Consider the following 15,862-nt stretch of genomic DNA (forward strand, 5'->3'; position numbering starts at 1 on the left):
GCTTCATTGGCCGGTGAACTCCGGCTTGCGCTTTTCAAGGAAGGCAGTGACGCCCTCGGCAGAATCCTTGCTGCGCCCGGCTTGACGCTGAAGGTCGCGCTCAAGGTCAAGCTGCTGGTCAAGGCTGTTGGTGGCCGCATCCTGAATCAGCCGCTTGGTCAGGCCCAGACCCAGCGTCGGTCCAGCAGCCAGCGAAGTCGCCAGCGCGACGGCTTCGCTCATCAGCGCCTCGTCATCGACGGCCTTCCAGATCATGCCCCATTCGGCGGCCTTTTCGGCCATCAGCGGCTCGGCGGTCAGGGCCAGAGCTTTGGCGCGCGGCTCACCCAAGATGCGGGCAAGGCTCCAGCTGCCGCCGGCATCCGGGATTAGGCCGATTTTCGAAAAGGCCTGAATGAATTTCGCGGATTTCGCCGCCAGCACGATGTCGCAGGCCAGCGCAATATTCGCGCCCGCACCTGCCGCCACGCCGTTCACCGCGCAGATCACCGGCTTTTCCAGCTTGCGGATCAGCCGCAGCGTCGGATTGTAGAACGTGTCCAGCGTCTGGCCCAGATCGGGTGCGGGGCCACCCTTGCGCGGATCGCGGTCGCCCAGATCCTGTCCGGCACAGAAACCGCGTCCCGAGCCGGTCAGCAGCACCGCGCGCACTTCCGGATCGGCATGGGCGCGCTCGATCCCCGCACGCAGGGCCAGATGCATGTCCTCGTTAAAGGAATTGAGCTTTTCCGGACGGTTGAGCGTCAGCGTCAGTACACCGTCGACCAGCGTGGTCAGGACCGTTTCTGTCATTTGGAACTCCCCAGCCCCACTCTCCCCGAGGCTATTGAAGATTTTTGTTGCATAAACCGACCGGTCGGTCAATGATAATGTTCAGTCTTGGGAGGGATGTCATGTCAGAGTTCTTCGACCGCCATCGGCCGATGCTTGACGCTGCGGTGGAAGCACTGCGCGCGCGTGAATTCTGGACGCCATTCCCCGAAGTTCCCAGCGGCAAGATTTATGGCGAAACCGCCAAGGAGGACGGCGCGGCGGCTTTCGCGGCGCTTTGCGGTCAGCCCTTCTCGATCCCCGGCCATCCCGAGGAAAGCCGCTTGGGTCGCGAAGAATCGCCCTTTGGTCTGCAATTGGGAATCACCTACCCGGCAGCATCGGCCCCGGCGCTGATCGCGGCCTCGCAGGGTGCTGCCGATGCCTTGGCCGCTGCCAGAATCGAAGACCGTGTAGGCGTCTGTCTTGAGGCGCTGGTCCGCCTGAACCGCATCAGTTTCCTGATCGGCAATGCGACCATGCACACGACCGGACAGGCTTTCGCCATGGCCTTTCAGGCGGGCGGGCCACATGCGCAGGATCGAGGACTTGAGGCCGTGGCCTTGGCTTACGCCGAGATGACCCGTTTCGCGGGAACCGCGCGCTGGGAAAAGCCGCAGGGTAAGGCCCAGCCGATCGTGCTGGAAAAGCACTGGTCGGTCATTCCGGTGGGAATTTCGCTGGCGATCGGCTGCAACACCTTCCCGACGTGGAATTCCTATTCCGGCCTGTTTGCCAGCCTGGCTGCTGGCAACCCCGTCATCGTCAAACCGCATCCCGCCGCCATCCTGCCCTTGGCGCTGACCGTGCGCGTGCTGCGCGAGGTCCTGGCCGAGGCTGGCCTGCCCGCAAATGCCGTGCTGCTGGCCGTGGACCAGCCGGGTGCCGAGATCACCAAGACCTTGGCAACCGATCCCGCCATTCGGCTGATCGATTATACCGGCTCAGGCGCGTTCGGGGACTGGCTGCGCAGCAATGCCATGGCGTTGCTTTTCAGCGAGGAAGCCGGGGTCAATACCGTCACCCTCGCCGCGACGGATGATTTCGACGGCATGTGCGCCAATCTGGCCTTCTCGCTGGCGCTCTATTCCGGGCAGATGTGCACCGCGCCGCAGAACATCTACATCCCGAAGGGCGGGATTCCGACCGATCAGGGCCACAAGACATTCGATCAGGTGGCACAAGCATTGGCCGGGGCGATTGACGCGCTGCTGTCTGATCCGGCCCGCGCGGCGGGCATTTGCGGTGCCATCGCCAATCCCGCGACGCTGGAGCGGGTGGCTGCCGCCCGCGCCTCGGGACGGATCATCCGCGATTCTGCGCCCTTGGGCGAAGGGCGCACTGCGACGCCGCTGCTTCTGGCGCTTAACGATGGCGATGCCGCCTGCCAGCAGGAATGCTTTGGCCCCATCGCCTATCTGATCGCGGTTGAGGATGCCGATACCGGCATCGCCCGCGCCTCTGATCTGGCCCGCCAGAAGGGCGCAATCACCGCCGCGCTTTACGATACCGACGAAGCCCGCATTTCCCGCGCCGTCGCGGCTTTCGCGCGGGCAGGGGTGAACCTGTCGATCAACCTGACCGGCAATATCTTCGTCAACCAGTCGGCTGCCTTCAGCGATTTCCACGTCACCGGGGCCAACCCGGCGGGAAATGCCAGCATGACCGATACCGCATTCGTCGCCAGCCGCTTCCGGCGGGCGATGTGGCGCCGCCCCGCGGCCGCTTGAACCGATAACTTTGGGAGGAGGAACCCATGATCAAGACCCTGACCACGACCGTTCCCGCCGCGCTGATCGCGCTTGGACTGGCATCGACCGCCCAAGCCGAGATCAAGATCGGTGCCTCGATCTCGGCTACCGGCCCGGCGGCATTTCTGGGCGACCCCGAGGCCAAGACGCTGGAGATGCTGGTCGAGGAACTGAACGCCAAGGGCGGCATCAATGGCGAGCAGGTCGAACTGGTGCTGTATGACGATGGCGGCGACGCCAACAAGGCGCGCACCTTTGCCACCCGCCTGATCGAGGACGATGAGGTGCAGGCGATCATCGGCGGCACCACCACCGGGGCCTCGATGTCGATCCTGGCCGTGGCCGAGGATGCGGAAGTGCCGTTCATCTCGCTGGCGGGTGCCATCGACATCATCCAGCCGGTGAAGCCCAACACCTTCAAGACCCCGCATACCGACCGCATGGCCTGCCAGAAGATCTTCGAGGACATGAAGAAGCAGAACATCACCAAGATCGGCCTGATCTCGGGGACGGATGGTTTCGGTGCGTCGATGCAGGCGCAATGCAAGGACGTGGTCGGTGAATACGGCATCGAGATCGTCGCTGACGAGACCTATGACCCGAAAGACGCCGACATGACGGCGCAGCTGACCAAGATCCGCAATGCGGCGGGCGTGCAGGCGGTGCTGAACCCGGGCTTCGGTCAGGGCCCCTCGATCGTGACGCGCAACTACAAGCAATTGGCGATCGACCTGCCGCTGTACCAGTCGCATGGCGTGGCCTCGGACGGGTTCATCGAACTTGCGGGCAAGGACGCGGCCGAAGGCGTGCGCCTGCCCGGCACGGCGCTGCTGGTCGCGGAACTTCTGGCGGATGGCGATGCGCAAAAGCCGGTCGTCTCGGCCTACAAGGCCGCTTATGAGGCGAAATACAAGACGCCGGTCAGCACCTTCGGCGGCTATGCCCATGACGGTTTCGCGTTGCTGGTCGACGCGATCACTCGTGCAGGCAGCAGCGAGCCCGCGGCGATCCGCGAAGCGCTGGAAGGGGTCAAGGGTTTGGCCGGAACGACGGGCATCTACACCATGACCGCCGAGGACCATCTGGGTCTCGACCTGACGGCCTTCCGAATGCTTGAGATCAAGGACGGCGACTGGACCATCGTCGAGTGAGCCCCGCGGCCCCTTAACGGGGGCCGCTCCGCCCGGAGCCCTTAGCCAAAGGACCCCAGCATGTCCGAATTCCTGCAATTCCTGTTCTCGGGACTGACCGTTGGTGCGGTCTATGCGCTTGTCGCGCTTGGCTTCACCATCATCTACAACGCCTCGGGCGTGGTGAACTTCGCGCAGGGCGAATTCGTCATGCTGGGCGGCATGATCACCGTTTTCGCCCATGCCGCCGGGCTGCCGCTGCCCTTGGCCGCGCTGATCGCGATTGCGGCCACCGCAGCCATCGGCGTAGCGCTGAACAAGCTCGCCATCGAGCCCGCGCGCGGCGCGCCGGTGGTCACGCTGATCATCATCACCATCGGGGCCTCGATCTTTATCCGGGGCGCGGCGCAGCTGATCTTTGGCAAGCAGATCCACACCTTCCCGGCATTCTCGGGCGATGACCCGATCCATGTCATGGGCGCGACGATCCTGACGCAAAGCCTGTGGGCGATCGGCGGCGCTGCGGCGGTTTTCGTGGCGCTGTGGCTGTTCTTCACCCGCACGATCCTTGGCCGCGCGGTGCTGGCCACCTCGAACAATCGCCTCGCGGCGCAACTGGTGGGCATCAATACCGATTTCATCATGACGCTGTCCTTCGCACTGTCGGCGGGGATCGGGGCCTTTGCAGGCGTGCTGATCACGCCGATTACCATGACCTCCTATGACGTGGGCTTGGGGCTGGCGCTCAAGGGCTTTGCGGGTGCGATGCTGGGCGGCATGGGCAATCCCAAGGGCGCCTTCGCGGGTGGGCTGCTGCTGGGCCTGTTCGAGGCGATGACCGCGGGCTACCTGTCCTCGCAATACAAAGAGGCCGCAGCCTTTGTCGTCATCCTTGCCGTGCTGTTCTTCATGCCGCAGGGGCTTTTCGGCCAGAAATCCACGGATCGGGTGTGACATGCGACTTTCCAGCAAACACCTGACCCTGATCGTCATGGCCGCCTTGATCGCGGCGGCCCCGTTCTTTTTCCCCTCGGGCTATTACTTCCGCGTTGGCGCGCTGATCTTTGTCAATGCGCTGGCGGTTACGGGCATCGTCATCCTGACCGGCTATGCCGGGCAGATCAGCCTTGGCCATGCCGGGTTCGCCGGGATCGGCGGCTATGCCTGCGCGCTGGCCCCGGTGCATCTGGGCCTGCATCCCGCGCTGGCCGTGGTGCTGGGGGCGGTGATCTCCGCCGTTCTGGCCTTTCTGGTCGGCAGGCCGATCCTGCGGCTCAAGGGCTATTACCTTGGCGTCGCCTCGCTGGGTTTTGGCATCCTTGTCGCGATGGTGCTGAACAACGAACGCGGGCTGACCAAGGGCCCCGACGGGATCGAGGTCCCGGATCTGGGCCTGCGCGCCGTGCTGAAGGGCTGGGGCTTGGACCTGTCGAATGGCGAGTTCTGGTATGCCTTCACCGGCATCTGTCTGGTCATCGGGGCATGGATCGCGCTCAACCTGTTCAACAGCCCGACGGGCCGGGCGCTGCGCGCGCTGCATGGGTCCGAGGTCGCTGCCGGAACCGTCGGCATCGACGTGGCGCGGGTCAAGTTGCAGGCATTCGTCATCTCGGCAGTCTATGCCTCGGTCGCGGGCTCGCTGACGGCGCTGCAAAACAAGTTCATCACCCCCGACATCGCCGGTTTCATGCACTCGGTTGAGATGGTCACGATGGCGGTGCTGGGCGGCGTCGGCTCGGTCCCCGGCGCGATCCTTGGCGCAGGCATCCTGACGCTGCTGCCGCAGGTGCTGACGGTCTTTGCTGAATACGAACAGCTGATCCTGGGTCTGGTGATGATGCTGGTGATGATCTTCCTGCGCGAGGGGTTGGTGCCGTCCATCCTGCGCAAATTCCGGGGGAGGGGCGAATGAGCCTGTTGCAGATCGAGCGTCTGGGCATTGCCTTTGGCGGCCTGCGCGCCGTCCATGATGTCAGCTTTTCCGTCGAGCCGGGCGAGATCGTCTCGGTCATCGGGCCGAATGGCGCGGGCAAGACGACCCTGTTCAACATGATCTCGGGCGTCTATCGCCCCGGTTCGGGCCGGGTGCGGCTGAAGGGCGAGGACGTGACCGGGATGGAGCCGTTCCGCTTGGCGGCGCGCGGCATGTCCCGCACCTTTCAGAACCTGCAGATCTTTCAGAACATGACCGTGCTGGAAAACGCCATGGCCGGGTTTCACTTGCAGGAACGCGGCCCGGTTCTGGCTGACCTTCTGAACCTGCCCTCGTCCCGCCGCCGCACCCGCATGGCCGAGGAGGGCGCACGCGAATTGCTGACCCGCGTTGGCCTTGAACGGGCCGCCGATCGCGAGGCGGGGAACCTGTCCTATGGCTCGCTCAAGCGGCTGGAAATTGCCCGCGCGCTGGCGATGAAGCCTGCCGTGCTGCTGCTGGACGAACCCGCCGCCGGCTGCAATGCCGTCGAGACCGAGGAAATCGACCACCTGATCGCCGAGGTCGCCGGTTCCGGCGTCGCGATCCTGCTGGTCGAGCATGACATGAAGATGGTGATGCGTATTTCCAACCATATCGTCGTGCTGGATCACGGCGAGAAGATCGCCGAAGGGCCGCCCGAGGCGGTCAGCCGCAATCCGGCGGTCATCGCCGCCTATCTGGGAACGGAGGCCGCCGATGCTGACAGTTGAGGGGCTGCGCTCGCGCTATGGCCGGATCGAGGTGCTGCACGGTCTCGACCTGCAAGTTGACAGCGGCGAAATCGTCACCGTGGTCGGTGCGAATGGCGCGGGCAAGACGACGCTCTTGCGCTGCCTGTCGGGCGTGCAGCCGGTCTCGGCGGGCAAGATCACCTTCCGTGGCGAGGCTTTGACCACCGTCCCGGCCTATAAGCGGCTGTCACGGGGTCTCGCGCAATCGCCCGAGGGTCGGCAGATCTTCACCAACCTCTCGGTTGAGGAAAACCTGCGTCTGGGGGCGTTTCTTTACAACGATGACCGCGTCCAGAAGGATATGGACGATGCCTTTGCCATGTTCCCGATCCTGCGCGAGAAGCGCAATCTGGCGGCGGGCGGCCTTTCGGGCGGCCAGCAGCAGATGCTGGCCATGGCCCGCGCGCTGATGGGGCGGCCCTCATGTCTGCTGCTGGATGAGCCCTCGATGGGTTTGGCGCCGATCATCGTGCAGCAGATCTTCGATGTGGTCAGCGGCCTCAAGGCGCTTGGCGTCACCGTGCTGCTGGTCGAACAAAACGCCTTCGGGGCGCTCAAGATTGCCGACCGTGGCTATGTCATGGAAACCGGCACCATCACCATGCAGGGGCCGGCGGCGGAACTGATCGCCGATCCTCGCATTCGCGAAGCCTATCTGGGAATTTGAACATGTCTGTCGTCACCATCGCCCGCCAAGGGGATATCGCCACCGTCACCGTGGACAACCCGCCCGTCAACGCGCTGGGTCTGGCGCTGCGCCAAGGGCTTTGGGATGCCGTGGCCGAACTGGATGCTGATCCGTCGGTGCGGGCGGTGGTGCTGATCTGCGCCGGACGCACCTTTATCGCCGGGGCGGATGTGACCGAATTCGGCAAACCGCCCGTTGAACCGCATCTGCCCGATCTGGTCGCCCGGATCGAAGCGGCGACGACCCCTTGGGTCGCGGCCATCCATGGTTCGGCCCTTGGCGGAGGCTTCGAGGTCGCGCTTGGCTGCCGTTTCCGCGTGGCGCTGCCCGATGCATTCGTTGGGTTGCCCGAGGTGACATTGGGCATCATTCCCGGCGCGGGCGGCACGGTCCGCACGCCGCGCCTGTGTGGCGTTGAAACGGCTGTCGAGATGGCGACCTCCGGTAAGCCCTTGCGTGCGCCAAAGGCGCTCGCAGCGGGTCTGATCGACGCGGTGATCGAAGGCGACCTGCTGGACGGTGCCGTGGCCTTTGCCGTCGAGGCGATCGAGAAACCCCTACCGCTGCCCGTTTCGGCCCGCGAGGTCACGGCCCCTGACGCGGCCTTCTGGACTGATGCCGAGAAAGCCGTGACCAAGGCCGCCAAGGGGGCCGCAGCACCGGCCCGCGCCCTCGCCGCGATCCGAAAGGCTGCCGAGGCCCCCTTCACGGAGGCCATGGATTTCGAGCGTGAGACCTTTATGGAACTGCGCGGCACGGAACAGGCCGCCGCCCTGCGCGCGGTCTTCTTCGCCGAACGTGCTGCCCCCCGTCCGGTGGCCTTGCGCGAGGTCGAACCCGCGCCCCTGCGCAAGGTGGCGGTGATTGGTGGCGGGACGATGGGCGCGGGGATCATCGCCGCACTTCGCGATGCCGGACTGCCTGTCACTCTGATCGAACAGGACGATGCTGCGGTCGAACGTGGTCTGGCCAATGTCGCCAAGGTTTTCGACGGCGGCGTCAAGCGCGGCAAGCTGTCCGAGGCACAGGCCCAAGCGCTGAAGGACGGCGTGACCGGCAGCACCGTTTACGCGGCGCTGGCCGATGCGGATATGGTCATTGAGGCGGTATTCGAAGAAATCAGCGTCAAGCGCGCGGTCTTTGCCCGTCTGGGCGAGGTTTGCCGCCCCGATGCGGTTCTGGCCACGAATACGTCCTATCTGGACCCGCGCGCCATTGCCGAAGACCTGCCGAACTCCGACCGCTTCATCGGGCTGCATTTTTTCAGCCCGGCCAATGTGATGAAACTGCTGGAAATCGTGCCGACGCCCGAAACCTCGGCCCGGACGCTGGCTACCGGTTTTGCCCTTGGGCGGATGTTGAAGAAAATCCCGGTGCAATCGGGCATCTGCGAGGGCTTCATCGGCAACCGCATCCTGAAACGCTATCGCGCTGCCGCCGAAGGGCTGGTGCGGCGTGGCGTGCCGATCGCCGATATTGACGCGGCGATGCGCGGCTATGGCCTGGCGATGGGGCCGTTCGAGGCGCAGGATCTGGGCGGGCTCGACATTGCCTATCTGCAACGCGAAGGCGCGCGCGCCTCGGGTCAGAGCGTGCCGGAAACGCTGGGCGATATCCTTGTCCGCGCCGGTCGTAAGGGGCAAAAGACCAGTGGCGGTTGGTATGACTATGTCGCGGGTGACCGCAAGCCGCAGGTCTCGACCGCCGTTGCCGAACTGCTGGCCGCGCAGATCCGCCCGGATGCCGCAATGACCGCCGCCGAAATCGCGCAGACGCTGGTCGCTGAAATGGCCGCCGAGGGGCAGGCAATCCTTGATGAGAGCATTGCCGCCAGCCCCGCCGATATCGATCTGGTCAAGATCCACGGCTACGGATTTCCGCGCTGGCGCGGCGGGCCGATGTTCGCAAACCGCGCACGCGGTTAGGCAATCAGCCGGGCGCGGAACGCCACGCCCGGCTTGCGACCCCACGGGGGGATCGGGTATTTCGCAGAAGCAGAGTTTCCGTTCGGGCGGACTGGCATCGGAAAAGGAGGAGTCCAATGCTGTATCAAACCGTCACGGCGGCGCAGACGCTTGGCATACCCGGCGACAGCGTCAGCAGCGTCGAGGAATATGCCAGCCGCATCCAGCAGGTCTGCGGTGCCTTTCGCGTCCATGCTCAGGCCGGACGCGCGGATCGGATCTGCGGTTTGGTCGAAAGCCGCAGACTGGCACGGTTCGAAGCGGCGGTGGTGTCGCTGGATGCCTCGCGCGTTGAGCGGGATCAGGCGATGATCCGCCGCGATCCGGGTGAGCATCTGTTCCTGCTGTTCCAGCATGCCGGGTCCAGCCGGATCATCCAGCGCGATTGCCAGACGGTGCTGCGGGCGGGCGATGTCTATATCGCGGATTCCGGGCTGCCCTCGGAATTCATCTATGAGGGTACGCAATCGCGCCAGATCTCGCTGCATCTGCCGCGGGACGAGGCCGTGCGCCGTCTGGGGTCGCTTTGCACCGGCGGCATGGCTGTCGACCGGACCGATCCTCTGGTCCCGGCGATGCAGGGGATCGTGACGCGGCTGATGCTTGACGATGCCGGCGGCGCGGCTCTGTCCGAAGCCCTGCTCAACATCCTCTCGGCCTATTGCCATTCCCGCGCGACCGGAGAGACCGACCGCGCCGCCCAATTGCATCGCCGCGCGACCGAGCGGATCGCGACCCGCGCCGGGGATGGCGGGCTTGATCTGGATACGCTGGCGGGCGATCTGGGTGTCTCGCGCCGGACGCTGCAGCGCGCCTTCACCCGGCAGGGCGAATCCGTCACGGGTGCGTTGCTGGCAGCCAGACTTGATCTGGCGCGCTCGCGTCTGGGCGGGGCCTGCAAAAGCGATCGCGGTGACATTGCTGCCATCGCGTTTGATTGCGGCTTCAATGACCTGTCCCATTTCTATCGCGCCTTCCGCATGCGTTTCGGCATGTCTCCGGGGCAGGCGCGGCACTGATACGTGGCGCGCTGCGCCAAGCGCAGTGGCGCATGTTGCCAAGACCCGGCGCGCCGAAACTGGCATTCTGGCGTGAAACGCTCTGCGACAGAGCGCACGGGAGGATGAAGCATGAGCGAACTTAACCTGACCATCGGCGGCAAGACCCACGCGGTCGCGGCCCGCTTTGACGTGATCAACCCCGCGACCGGCGAAGTCGCCGGGACCGCGCCCAATGCCACGCTGGCCGATCTGGATCTGGCGGTCGCGGCCGCCAAGGCGGCTTTTGTCGACTGGTCGCAGAAATCCGATGCCGAATTGCAGGCCGCCTGCGAGGCGGTGACCGCCAAGATTGGCGAACATGCCGAGGAACTGGCACGTCTGGTGACGCTGGAGCAGGGCAAGCCGCTGAACGGCCTTGGCTCGCGCTGGGAGATCGGCGGAGCACAGGCTTGGGCGGGCTACACTGCCGGTCTGTCGCTGCCGGTGAAGGTGCTGCAGGACGACAATGCCGGTCGGGTTGAACTGCACCGCAAGCCGCTGGGCGTCATCGGCTCGATCACGCCGTGGAACTTCCCGGTGATGATCGCGATCTGGCATATCATGCCCGCGCTGCGCACCGGTAATACGGTCGTGATCAAGCCCTCGCCCTATACCCCCCTTGCGACGCTGCGGCTGGTCGAGCTGATGAACGAGGTTCTGCCCGCAGGCGTCGTCAACATCGTCTCGGGCGAGGACCGCGAGGTCAATCTGGGTGCGGCGATGTCCAGCCATCCCGATATCCGCAAGATCGTCTTCACCGGCTCCAGCGCGACCGGCAAGCGGGTGATGCAATCGGCCTCGGCCACGATGAAGCGCCTGACGCTGGAACTGGGCGGCAATGACGCGGGCATCGTCCTGCCCGATGCCGATCCCAAGGCCATTGCCGAGGGCCTGTTCTGGGGTGCCTTCATCAATAACGGCCAGACCTGCGCCGCGATGAAGCGCCTGTATGTTCATGACAGCATCCATGACGAAGTCTGCAAGGAACTGGTCGCCTATGCCGCGCAGATCCCGGTCGGCAACGGGCTGGAGGAAGGCTCGGTCCTGGGTCCGATCCAGAACCGCATGCAGTTCGAGAAAGTCGCGGGTCTGGTCGAGGACGCCAAGACCCGCGGTCAGGTCCTGCTGGGCGGCAAGCCGGGCGAGGGACTGTTCTTCAACCCGACGATCATTGCCGGTCTGAAGAACGGCGATCCGCTGGTTGATGAGGAACAGTTCGGCCCGGTCCTGCCGGTCATCCGCTACACCGATCTGGACGAGGTCATTGCCGCGGCGAATGACAGCGAGAACGGTCTGGGCGGCTCGATCTGGACCAAGGACATCGAGGCCGGGCGCAAGCTGGCCGCGCGGATGGAATGCGGCTCGGTCTGGCTGAACAAGCACGGCATGATCCAGCCCAACGCGCCCTTCGGTGGGGTGAAATCCTCGGGTCTGGGCGTCGAATTCGGTGAAGAAGGCCTTGCCGAATACACCGACATTCAAGTCGTCTTCAGCTAAGCGATTGGCCGCCCTGCCGGGATATCCGGCGGGGCGGCACCCTTGCTGCGGGTTACGCTGTCGCCTGCCTTTGCCGCGACACGCTGACGCCAAGGAACAGCAGCACCACCAACCCCTGCAGGATCAGCGGCTCGGCCACCGGGAACAGCCCGAACCACAATTGCAGCCAGTCGCGGTCCGGGAACCAGTTGACCGGAGTCGCGCTGATCAGCGCGGCGGTCTGCAACCCGCGTACGCCTGCGCCGACCAGCACCACCGACAGCAGCGCCAGCAGCGCCGAAGTTGCGCGGAAGAACAGCCGGAGCGGCAGCTTCCGCCCCGAGGCAAGGATCATCCAGCCAGCCGCCAGTGCAGCACCCGCCCCGGCAACCAGTCCAAGCAGGACCGGAATGGGTGCGGCATCGACCAGCAGGGCCTCATAGAACAGGACCGTCTCGAACCCCTCGCGGAAGACCACGAGGAAGGCCAGAAACGCGACGGTGCGGACCGTTGCCGTTCCGGCCAGCTTGCGCCGCATCGCCGCTACATGCCCGCCCTTGGCGGTCAGTCCCAGCACCAGCCAGATCAGCACTGCGGCGGCCAGCAGCGCCGTGGCCCCCTCCAATGCTTCGCGCGAAAGGGTCGAGATGGAAAACAGCCAGCGCGTCGCCGCCCATAGCGCAAAGCTGCAGACCACCGCCAGACCGACACCCAGGGCGACCGGGCGGCGGAAGCGGGCGGGATCGGCCCCTTCGGCACGAAGTGCGGCCAGCAGTGCCGCAAGGATCAACACGCCCTCCAGCCCCTCGCGGAAGATGATGCCCGCCGATTGCAGCGCGGCGCCCGTAGCGGAAATCGGGGCTTCGATCCGCTCGCGCGCATCGGCCAGGTCCGCCTTGATCCCCTCAACCTCGGCGGCCAGGACGTCCTTGGGCACCTGAGCGGCGATGAGACGGGCCAGGCCAGGACGCTCGGTGTTACCCTCCCAGAAGCGCGCCTCCATCCGCAGCGCCATTGACGGTGCGCGGGGCTTCAGACGTTGTTCGATATCGGGATCGAACCAGGAATAGGCCTCCAGCCGCTTCAACTCGGCTTCGGTCCAGTCGCCATTCGCAGCGACCAGCACCATTTCGTCCAGCGCGGCGGGCAGCGCGTCGACGGCGGCGGCATAGCCACCCTGCGCGACCTCGGCCCCAAAGGTCGCGTCGATCAGTGATACAGCCTCGGTTATCAACGGTTCGACGCCATCCTTGCGCTGCAATATCAGCGTCTTGCTGTCGTCGAGCAACTGCATCAGCCGTTCGGCATCTGCAGGATTGGTCATCTGAGGGGTCAGATCACCAAGGATCAGTACCGCGCGGTCGCGGAACATCAGCGACTCGTTATATTCCAGATGCTGGGTGATCTGGCCGTCGCGGACGCCGTTGGCATATTCCTCCCAGACCATGACGGTGAAACGGCGCAGCAGACGGGCGCGGCGCAAGGTTTCCTCGGGCGAGAGCACGACCGGGGCATAGCCCGCAATGCGCTGGCTGATCGCCGCGATCGCCGAAGGATCCTGTTCGGCCCGGGCCAGATCCTGACGCAGCGCGGCCACGCTTTCCGCACCAAGCCGGGCATCCAGATTGTCGCCCAGATAGGCGACCAGCCCCTCGGCCCGGCCCAGATCGCCCGCATATTGCACCATGCGACCCGCGCCTGCATCCTCGGTCGCGCGGGACAAGGCCAGCCGCAATTCGGAAGCGGCGACGGTCAGCAGTTCGGATTGGACAATGTCATGGGCGGCCTGTGGTTCAAGCTGGTCCGCCGCCAGCGCCTTGACCGCCAGCGCGGCCCCGGTATCGCGGGAGGCGCGGGCATAGTCGCGGATATTCAGCCAGTCGCGCGCGTGATCGGGCTGTCCGGCAAGGATCGCTGCCAGCCCATGATCCCGCGCCGCAGCCATCACCGCGGTCCACAGCCGTTGGCGGTCGCGCGCCACCTGCGCCGGGTCGCCGCTGCCGACACTGGCCGCATAATCGGCCATCGCCGCATCGGCCCCGGCCGCGCCAAACTGGCCCTTGGTCGCGGACCATGCGGCCTGCATGTATTGCAGCCGCTGGGCGATGTCGGCATCGCGTTCGGGAGAGGCCGCGCGATACATCAGCCGCTCGATACGGCCTGCTTCGCTGCGCAGGGTTTCGGCGGCGCTCCAAGGAGTTTCCTCGGCATGGATCGGCAGCGCCATGGCAAGCAGCAGCGCAATTGCGGTCAGGAATTTCAAGGCTGGTTATCCGTCAGATCGGTCGAAAGCTCGGCCAGGGTGAAGGGGGGAACGGCCATTTCGCGCCGAAGATTGCGATACAGAAGGTCGGGCAGCGCGACCCGGTATTCCAGCCGCGCGGTCAGGTGCAGAGGGCCTTGCGCCGCGCCGTCCAGAGGAATGTCATAGGTCGCGACATCCTCGCCCTTGGCGGGGATCGGGCGGCGGACCCAATTGACCTCGGCGGTCGAGAAGGTCAGGTGATCGGTGATGCGGCGGCCCTTGCTGTCCTGGAAATGTTCGATCCAGGCCACGGTCTCGGCCTCATCCGGGCCGCCCGAGCGGTACAGGGTCCGGCCCTGCGCGTCGGTCAGGGTCAGTTCCAGCCACATGTGTTTCTGGTCATTGACGCCGGTCGGCAGGTTGTGCCCCGCGCCAAGGTTCTGCACCGCCACCGCCAGATGCAGGGTGTCGCCGCGCCGTTGCTGGTCGCGCAGTTCCAGCCCGGCGGCGGCGCGCAGCAGTGCTTCGGTCTGGCGGGCCTGCTCGGTCAGGGTGTCGCGGTTCAGGTCGCGGCTGACGCCCGGCAGCGCGCCGCCGCGCAGCACGTCCAGCGTGTCGCCCATACCGGTATCGGTCAGCAGGTGGTTCGCGCCGACGAAGCGATGCGAAAACCGCTTGGGCCCGGACAGGTCGCCGTTGCGGATGGCCATGACCTGCGCGGCGGGGTCGTCGGCCATGTGGCAGGCTTGGCAGGTCACGCCCTGCTGCCCGTACCAGCTGTCGCGCCATTCCAGAAAGGTCGATTGCGCCACCTGCGGGCTGCGCGCCTTGGACATGGAGTGGTCGTAGATCTCGACATGGCAGGCGCCGCACAGATCCGAGCTTTTCATCAGCGCGGTGGTATCGGGCGCGCCATAGGCGGCCAGATGGTCGCGCGGATTGGCCAGCAGCGCCGCATTGGTCAAGCCGTCCTGATCGTATTCGGCGCGGTTATAGGCCAGCGTGATCGCGCCATTGCCGGTCTCCGGCTGGGCATGGATGGCGGTGTGGCAGGTGATGCAGGTCACGCCCTCGGTCAGTGCATCGGCGGGCTGGACCGAGACAAAACGATTGACGCGGCCGGTCAACATTTCATTGGGGGCGTGGCAGCCCTCGCAGAAGCGGCCCTGTTCGGGGTTGCGGACGCTGTCGACATTGGCGTCCACCGTCGCCTCATAGATCAGGTCCCGGTCGGCAATCGCATGCAGCGACCCGGCCCATTCATGGAATTCCTGTTGGTGACACGAGGCGCAATCCGCTGCGGATGGCAGCCGTGTCGGATCACTGAACGCGCCCGAGGCCGAGCGGATGCGCGAGGGCCAGAACAGCCGCTCCTGTCCTGTGTCATCGGGACCAAAGGGCAGGCGGTAGAAGGGCACATCCGTCGCCGCAACGCCAACGGGCGCGGGCCGCGGGGCCAGCGCCGCATAGGCGGCAAGGGCCGTCACCGCGACCAGTAGCGCGGCCAGCAGAGGCCGGGCGTGGTAGCGCAGCTGGGTCTTGATCTTCATGACCGCACCCATCCCCAATGCCGCATCGCCAGATGCAGGATCAGCACCGGCAGGATCGGCCATGCGCCCCAGAAATGCAGCAGCGACAGGGTTTCGGTCAGTTCGCGTGCGGGCAGCCACAGCTTGCCCGCCAGCCATAGAAGACCCGGCAGGCTCATGGTCAGGCCGGTCAGGACGACCAGCACCATGTCGGCCAGCAAAGCCCATGACAGCACGGTGAACCCCGTCCGGCTGCTCATCCGCAGTCCGGTCGGGACATGCCGCAGCAGCCACGGCACCAGCGTCGCGACCAGCGCCAACCCAAGGCCGACATGCGTCCAAAGGACGATGGGGCTGGAGGGCGCCAGCCACAGGTAGATCCCCGAGGCGAACAGCCCGGCGATGATCGCACTGTGCAGACCCGAGCGCAGGCTTCCCCCGCGCCCGTATTCATGCCGGGCGGTGTGTGTCGTTGTGCCTTGACGGGCCTGGCTTGCGGCTTGTCCCATCTTTGCCTCGCAGA

Annotated in this window: 13 protein-coding genes; 9 read left to right on the forward strand and 4 right to left on the reverse strand. The window is 65.5% G+C overall.

Features of this window, described 5'->3' with window-relative positions; all coding sequences use genetic code 11:
- Positions 1-3 precede the first annotated feature (3 nt).
- Complete coding sequence (gene paaG / locus GL300_RS14645; RefSeq protein ID WP_155040400.1) at positions 4-792, reverse strand: 2-(1,2-epoxy-1,2-dihydrophenyl)acetyl-CoA isomerase PaaG; 789 nt, start codon at positions 790-792, stop codon at positions 4-6.
- A gap of 101 nt (positions 793-893) precedes the next feature.
- Here paaG and paaN point away from each other — a divergent pair, with 101 nt between their 5' ends.
- From paaN to GL300_RS14690, 9 genes are all read left to right on the forward strand, one after another.
- Positions 894-2,540, forward strand: coding sequence for a phenylacetic acid degradation protein PaaN (gene paaN, locus GL300_RS14650; protein WP_155040401.1), 1,647 nt, complete (start codon positions 894-896; stop codon positions 2,538-2,540).
- A 26-nt stretch (positions 2,541-2,566) separates the two neighbouring features.
- On the forward strand, positions 2,567-3,712 hold the full coding sequence (locus GL300_RS14655) for an ABC transporter substrate-binding protein (RefSeq protein WP_155040402.1): 1,146 nt from the start codon (positions 2,567-2,569) through the stop codon (positions 3,710-3,712).
- 60 nt (positions 3,713-3,772) lie between these two features.
- Entirely contained in the window at positions 3,773-4,645 is an 873-nt protein-coding gene (locus GL300_RS14660; RefSeq protein ID WP_155040403.1) for a branched-chain amino acid ABC transporter permease, read from the forward strand.
- A 1-nt stretch (position 4,646) separates the two neighbouring features.
- Positions 4,647-5,603 carry a branched-chain amino acid ABC transporter permease gene (locus GL300_RS14665; RefSeq protein WP_155040404.1) on the forward strand — a complete coding sequence of 319 codons (957 nt, stop codon included), beginning with the start codon at positions 4,647-4,649 and terminating at the stop codon, positions 5,601-5,603.
- The gene (locus GL300_RS14670) at positions 5,600-6,376 is read left to right on the forward strand and encodes an ABC transporter ATP-binding protein (protein ID WP_155040405.1); all 777 of its coding nucleotides are present in this window, start codon (positions 5,600-5,602) and stop codon (positions 6,374-6,376) included. Before GL300_RS14665 ends, GL300_RS14670 begins: the two co-directional genes overlap by 4 nt.
- Complete coding sequence (locus GL300_RS14675) at positions 6,363-7,064, forward strand: ABC transporter ATP-binding protein (RefSeq protein ID WP_155040406.1); 702 nt, start codon at positions 6,363-6,365, stop codon at positions 7,062-7,064. Before GL300_RS14670 ends, GL300_RS14675 begins: the two co-directional genes overlap by 14 nt.
- Before the next feature lie 2 nt (positions 7,065-7,066).
- A complete protein-coding gene (locus GL300_RS14680) occupies positions 7,067-9,010 on the forward strand; it encodes a 3-hydroxyacyl-CoA dehydrogenase NAD-binding domain-containing protein (RefSeq protein ID WP_155040407.1) in 1,944 nt (647 codons plus the stop codon).
- A 116-nt stretch (positions 9,011-9,126) separates the two neighbouring features.
- Positions 9,127-10,068, forward strand: coding sequence for a helix-turn-helix domain-containing protein (locus GL300_RS26705; protein ID WP_155040408.1), 942 nt, complete (start codon positions 9,127-9,129; stop codon positions 10,066-10,068).
- Between the two features lie 111 nt (positions 10,069-10,179).
- Positions 10,180-11,586, forward strand: coding sequence for an aldehyde dehydrogenase family protein (locus GL300_RS14690; RefSeq protein ID WP_155040409.1), 1,407 nt, complete (start codon positions 10,180-10,182; stop codon positions 11,584-11,586).
- Positions 11,587-11,638: 52 nt separating this feature from the next.
- On the opposite strand, the gene GL300_RS14695 is transcribed toward GL300_RS14690, so the two are convergent.
- From GL300_RS14695 to GL300_RS26185, 3 genes are read right to left on the reverse strand one after another with little or no spacing between them, the layout of a single operon-like run.
- On the reverse strand, positions 11,639-13,828 hold the full coding sequence (locus GL300_RS14695) for an FTR1 family protein (RefSeq protein WP_155040410.1): 2,190 nt from the start codon (positions 13,826-13,828) through the stop codon (positions 11,639-11,641).
- Entirely contained in the window at positions 13,825-15,360 is a 1,536-nt protein-coding gene (locus GL300_RS14700; protein WP_170297678.1) for a multiheme c-type cytochrome, read from the reverse strand. Before GL300_RS14700 ends, GL300_RS14695 begins: the two co-directional genes overlap by 4 nt.
- The gene (locus GL300_RS26185) at positions 15,357-15,848 is read right to left on the reverse strand and encodes a hypothetical protein (protein WP_170297679.1); all 492 of its coding nucleotides are present in this window, start codon (positions 15,846-15,848) and stop codon (positions 15,357-15,359) included. Before GL300_RS26185 ends, GL300_RS14700 begins: the two co-directional genes overlap by 4 nt.
- Positions 15,849-15,862 lie beyond the last annotated feature (14 nt).

Origin of the sequence: Paracoccus litorisediminis (genome assembly GCF_009711205.1) — a bacterium.
In the GTDB taxonomy this organism is placed as follows: Bacteria; Pseudomonadota; Alphaproteobacteria; order Rhodobacterales; family Rhodobacteraceae; genus Paracoccus; species Paracoccus litorisediminis.

Excerpts from the sequence above, each read along its gene's own strand:
- paaG (WP_155040400.1), bottom strand. The coding sequence starts at position 792 with ATGACAGAAACGGTCCTGACCACGCTGGTCGACGGTGTACTGACGCTG.
- paaN (WP_155040401.1), top strand. The coding sequence starts at position 894 with ATGTCAGAGTTCTTCGACCGCCATCGGCCGATGCTTGACGCTGCGGTG.
- GL300_RS14655 (WP_155040402.1), top strand. The coding sequence starts at position 2,567 with ATGATCAAGACCCTGACCACGACCGTTCCCGCCGCGCTGATCGCGCTT.
- GL300_RS14660 (WP_155040403.1), top strand. The coding sequence starts at position 3,773 with ATGTCCGAATTCCTGCAATTCCTGTTCTCGGGACTGACCGTTGGTGCG.
- GL300_RS14665 (WP_155040404.1), top strand. The coding sequence starts at position 4,647 with ATGCGACTTTCCAGCAAACACCTGACCCTGATCGTCATGGCCGCCTTG.
- GL300_RS14670 (WP_155040405.1), top strand. The coding sequence starts at position 5,600 with ATGAGCCTGTTGCAGATCGAGCGTCTGGGCATTGCCTTTGGCGGCCTG.
- GL300_RS14675 (WP_155040406.1), top strand. The coding sequence starts at position 6,363 with ATGCTGACAGTTGAGGGGCTGCGCTCGCGCTATGGCCGGATCGAGGTG.
- GL300_RS14680 (WP_155040407.1), top strand. The coding sequence starts at position 7,067 with ATGTCTGTCGTCACCATCGCCCGCCAAGGGGATATCGCCACCGTCACC.
- GL300_RS26705 (WP_155040408.1), top strand. The coding sequence starts at position 9,127 with ATGCTGTATCAAACCGTCACGGCGGCGCAGACGCTTGGCATACCCGGC.
- GL300_RS14690 (WP_155040409.1), top strand. The coding sequence starts at position 10,180 with ATGAGCGAACTTAACCTGACCATCGGCGGCAAGACCCACGCGGTCGCG.
- GL300_RS14700 (WP_170297678.1), bottom strand. The coding sequence starts at position 15,360 with ATGAAGATCAAGACCCAGCTGCGCTACCACGCCCGGCCTCTGCTGGCC.
- GL300_RS26185 (WP_170297679.1), bottom strand. The coding sequence starts at position 15,848 with ATGGGACAAGCCGCAAGCCAGGCCCGTCAAGGCACAACGACACACACC.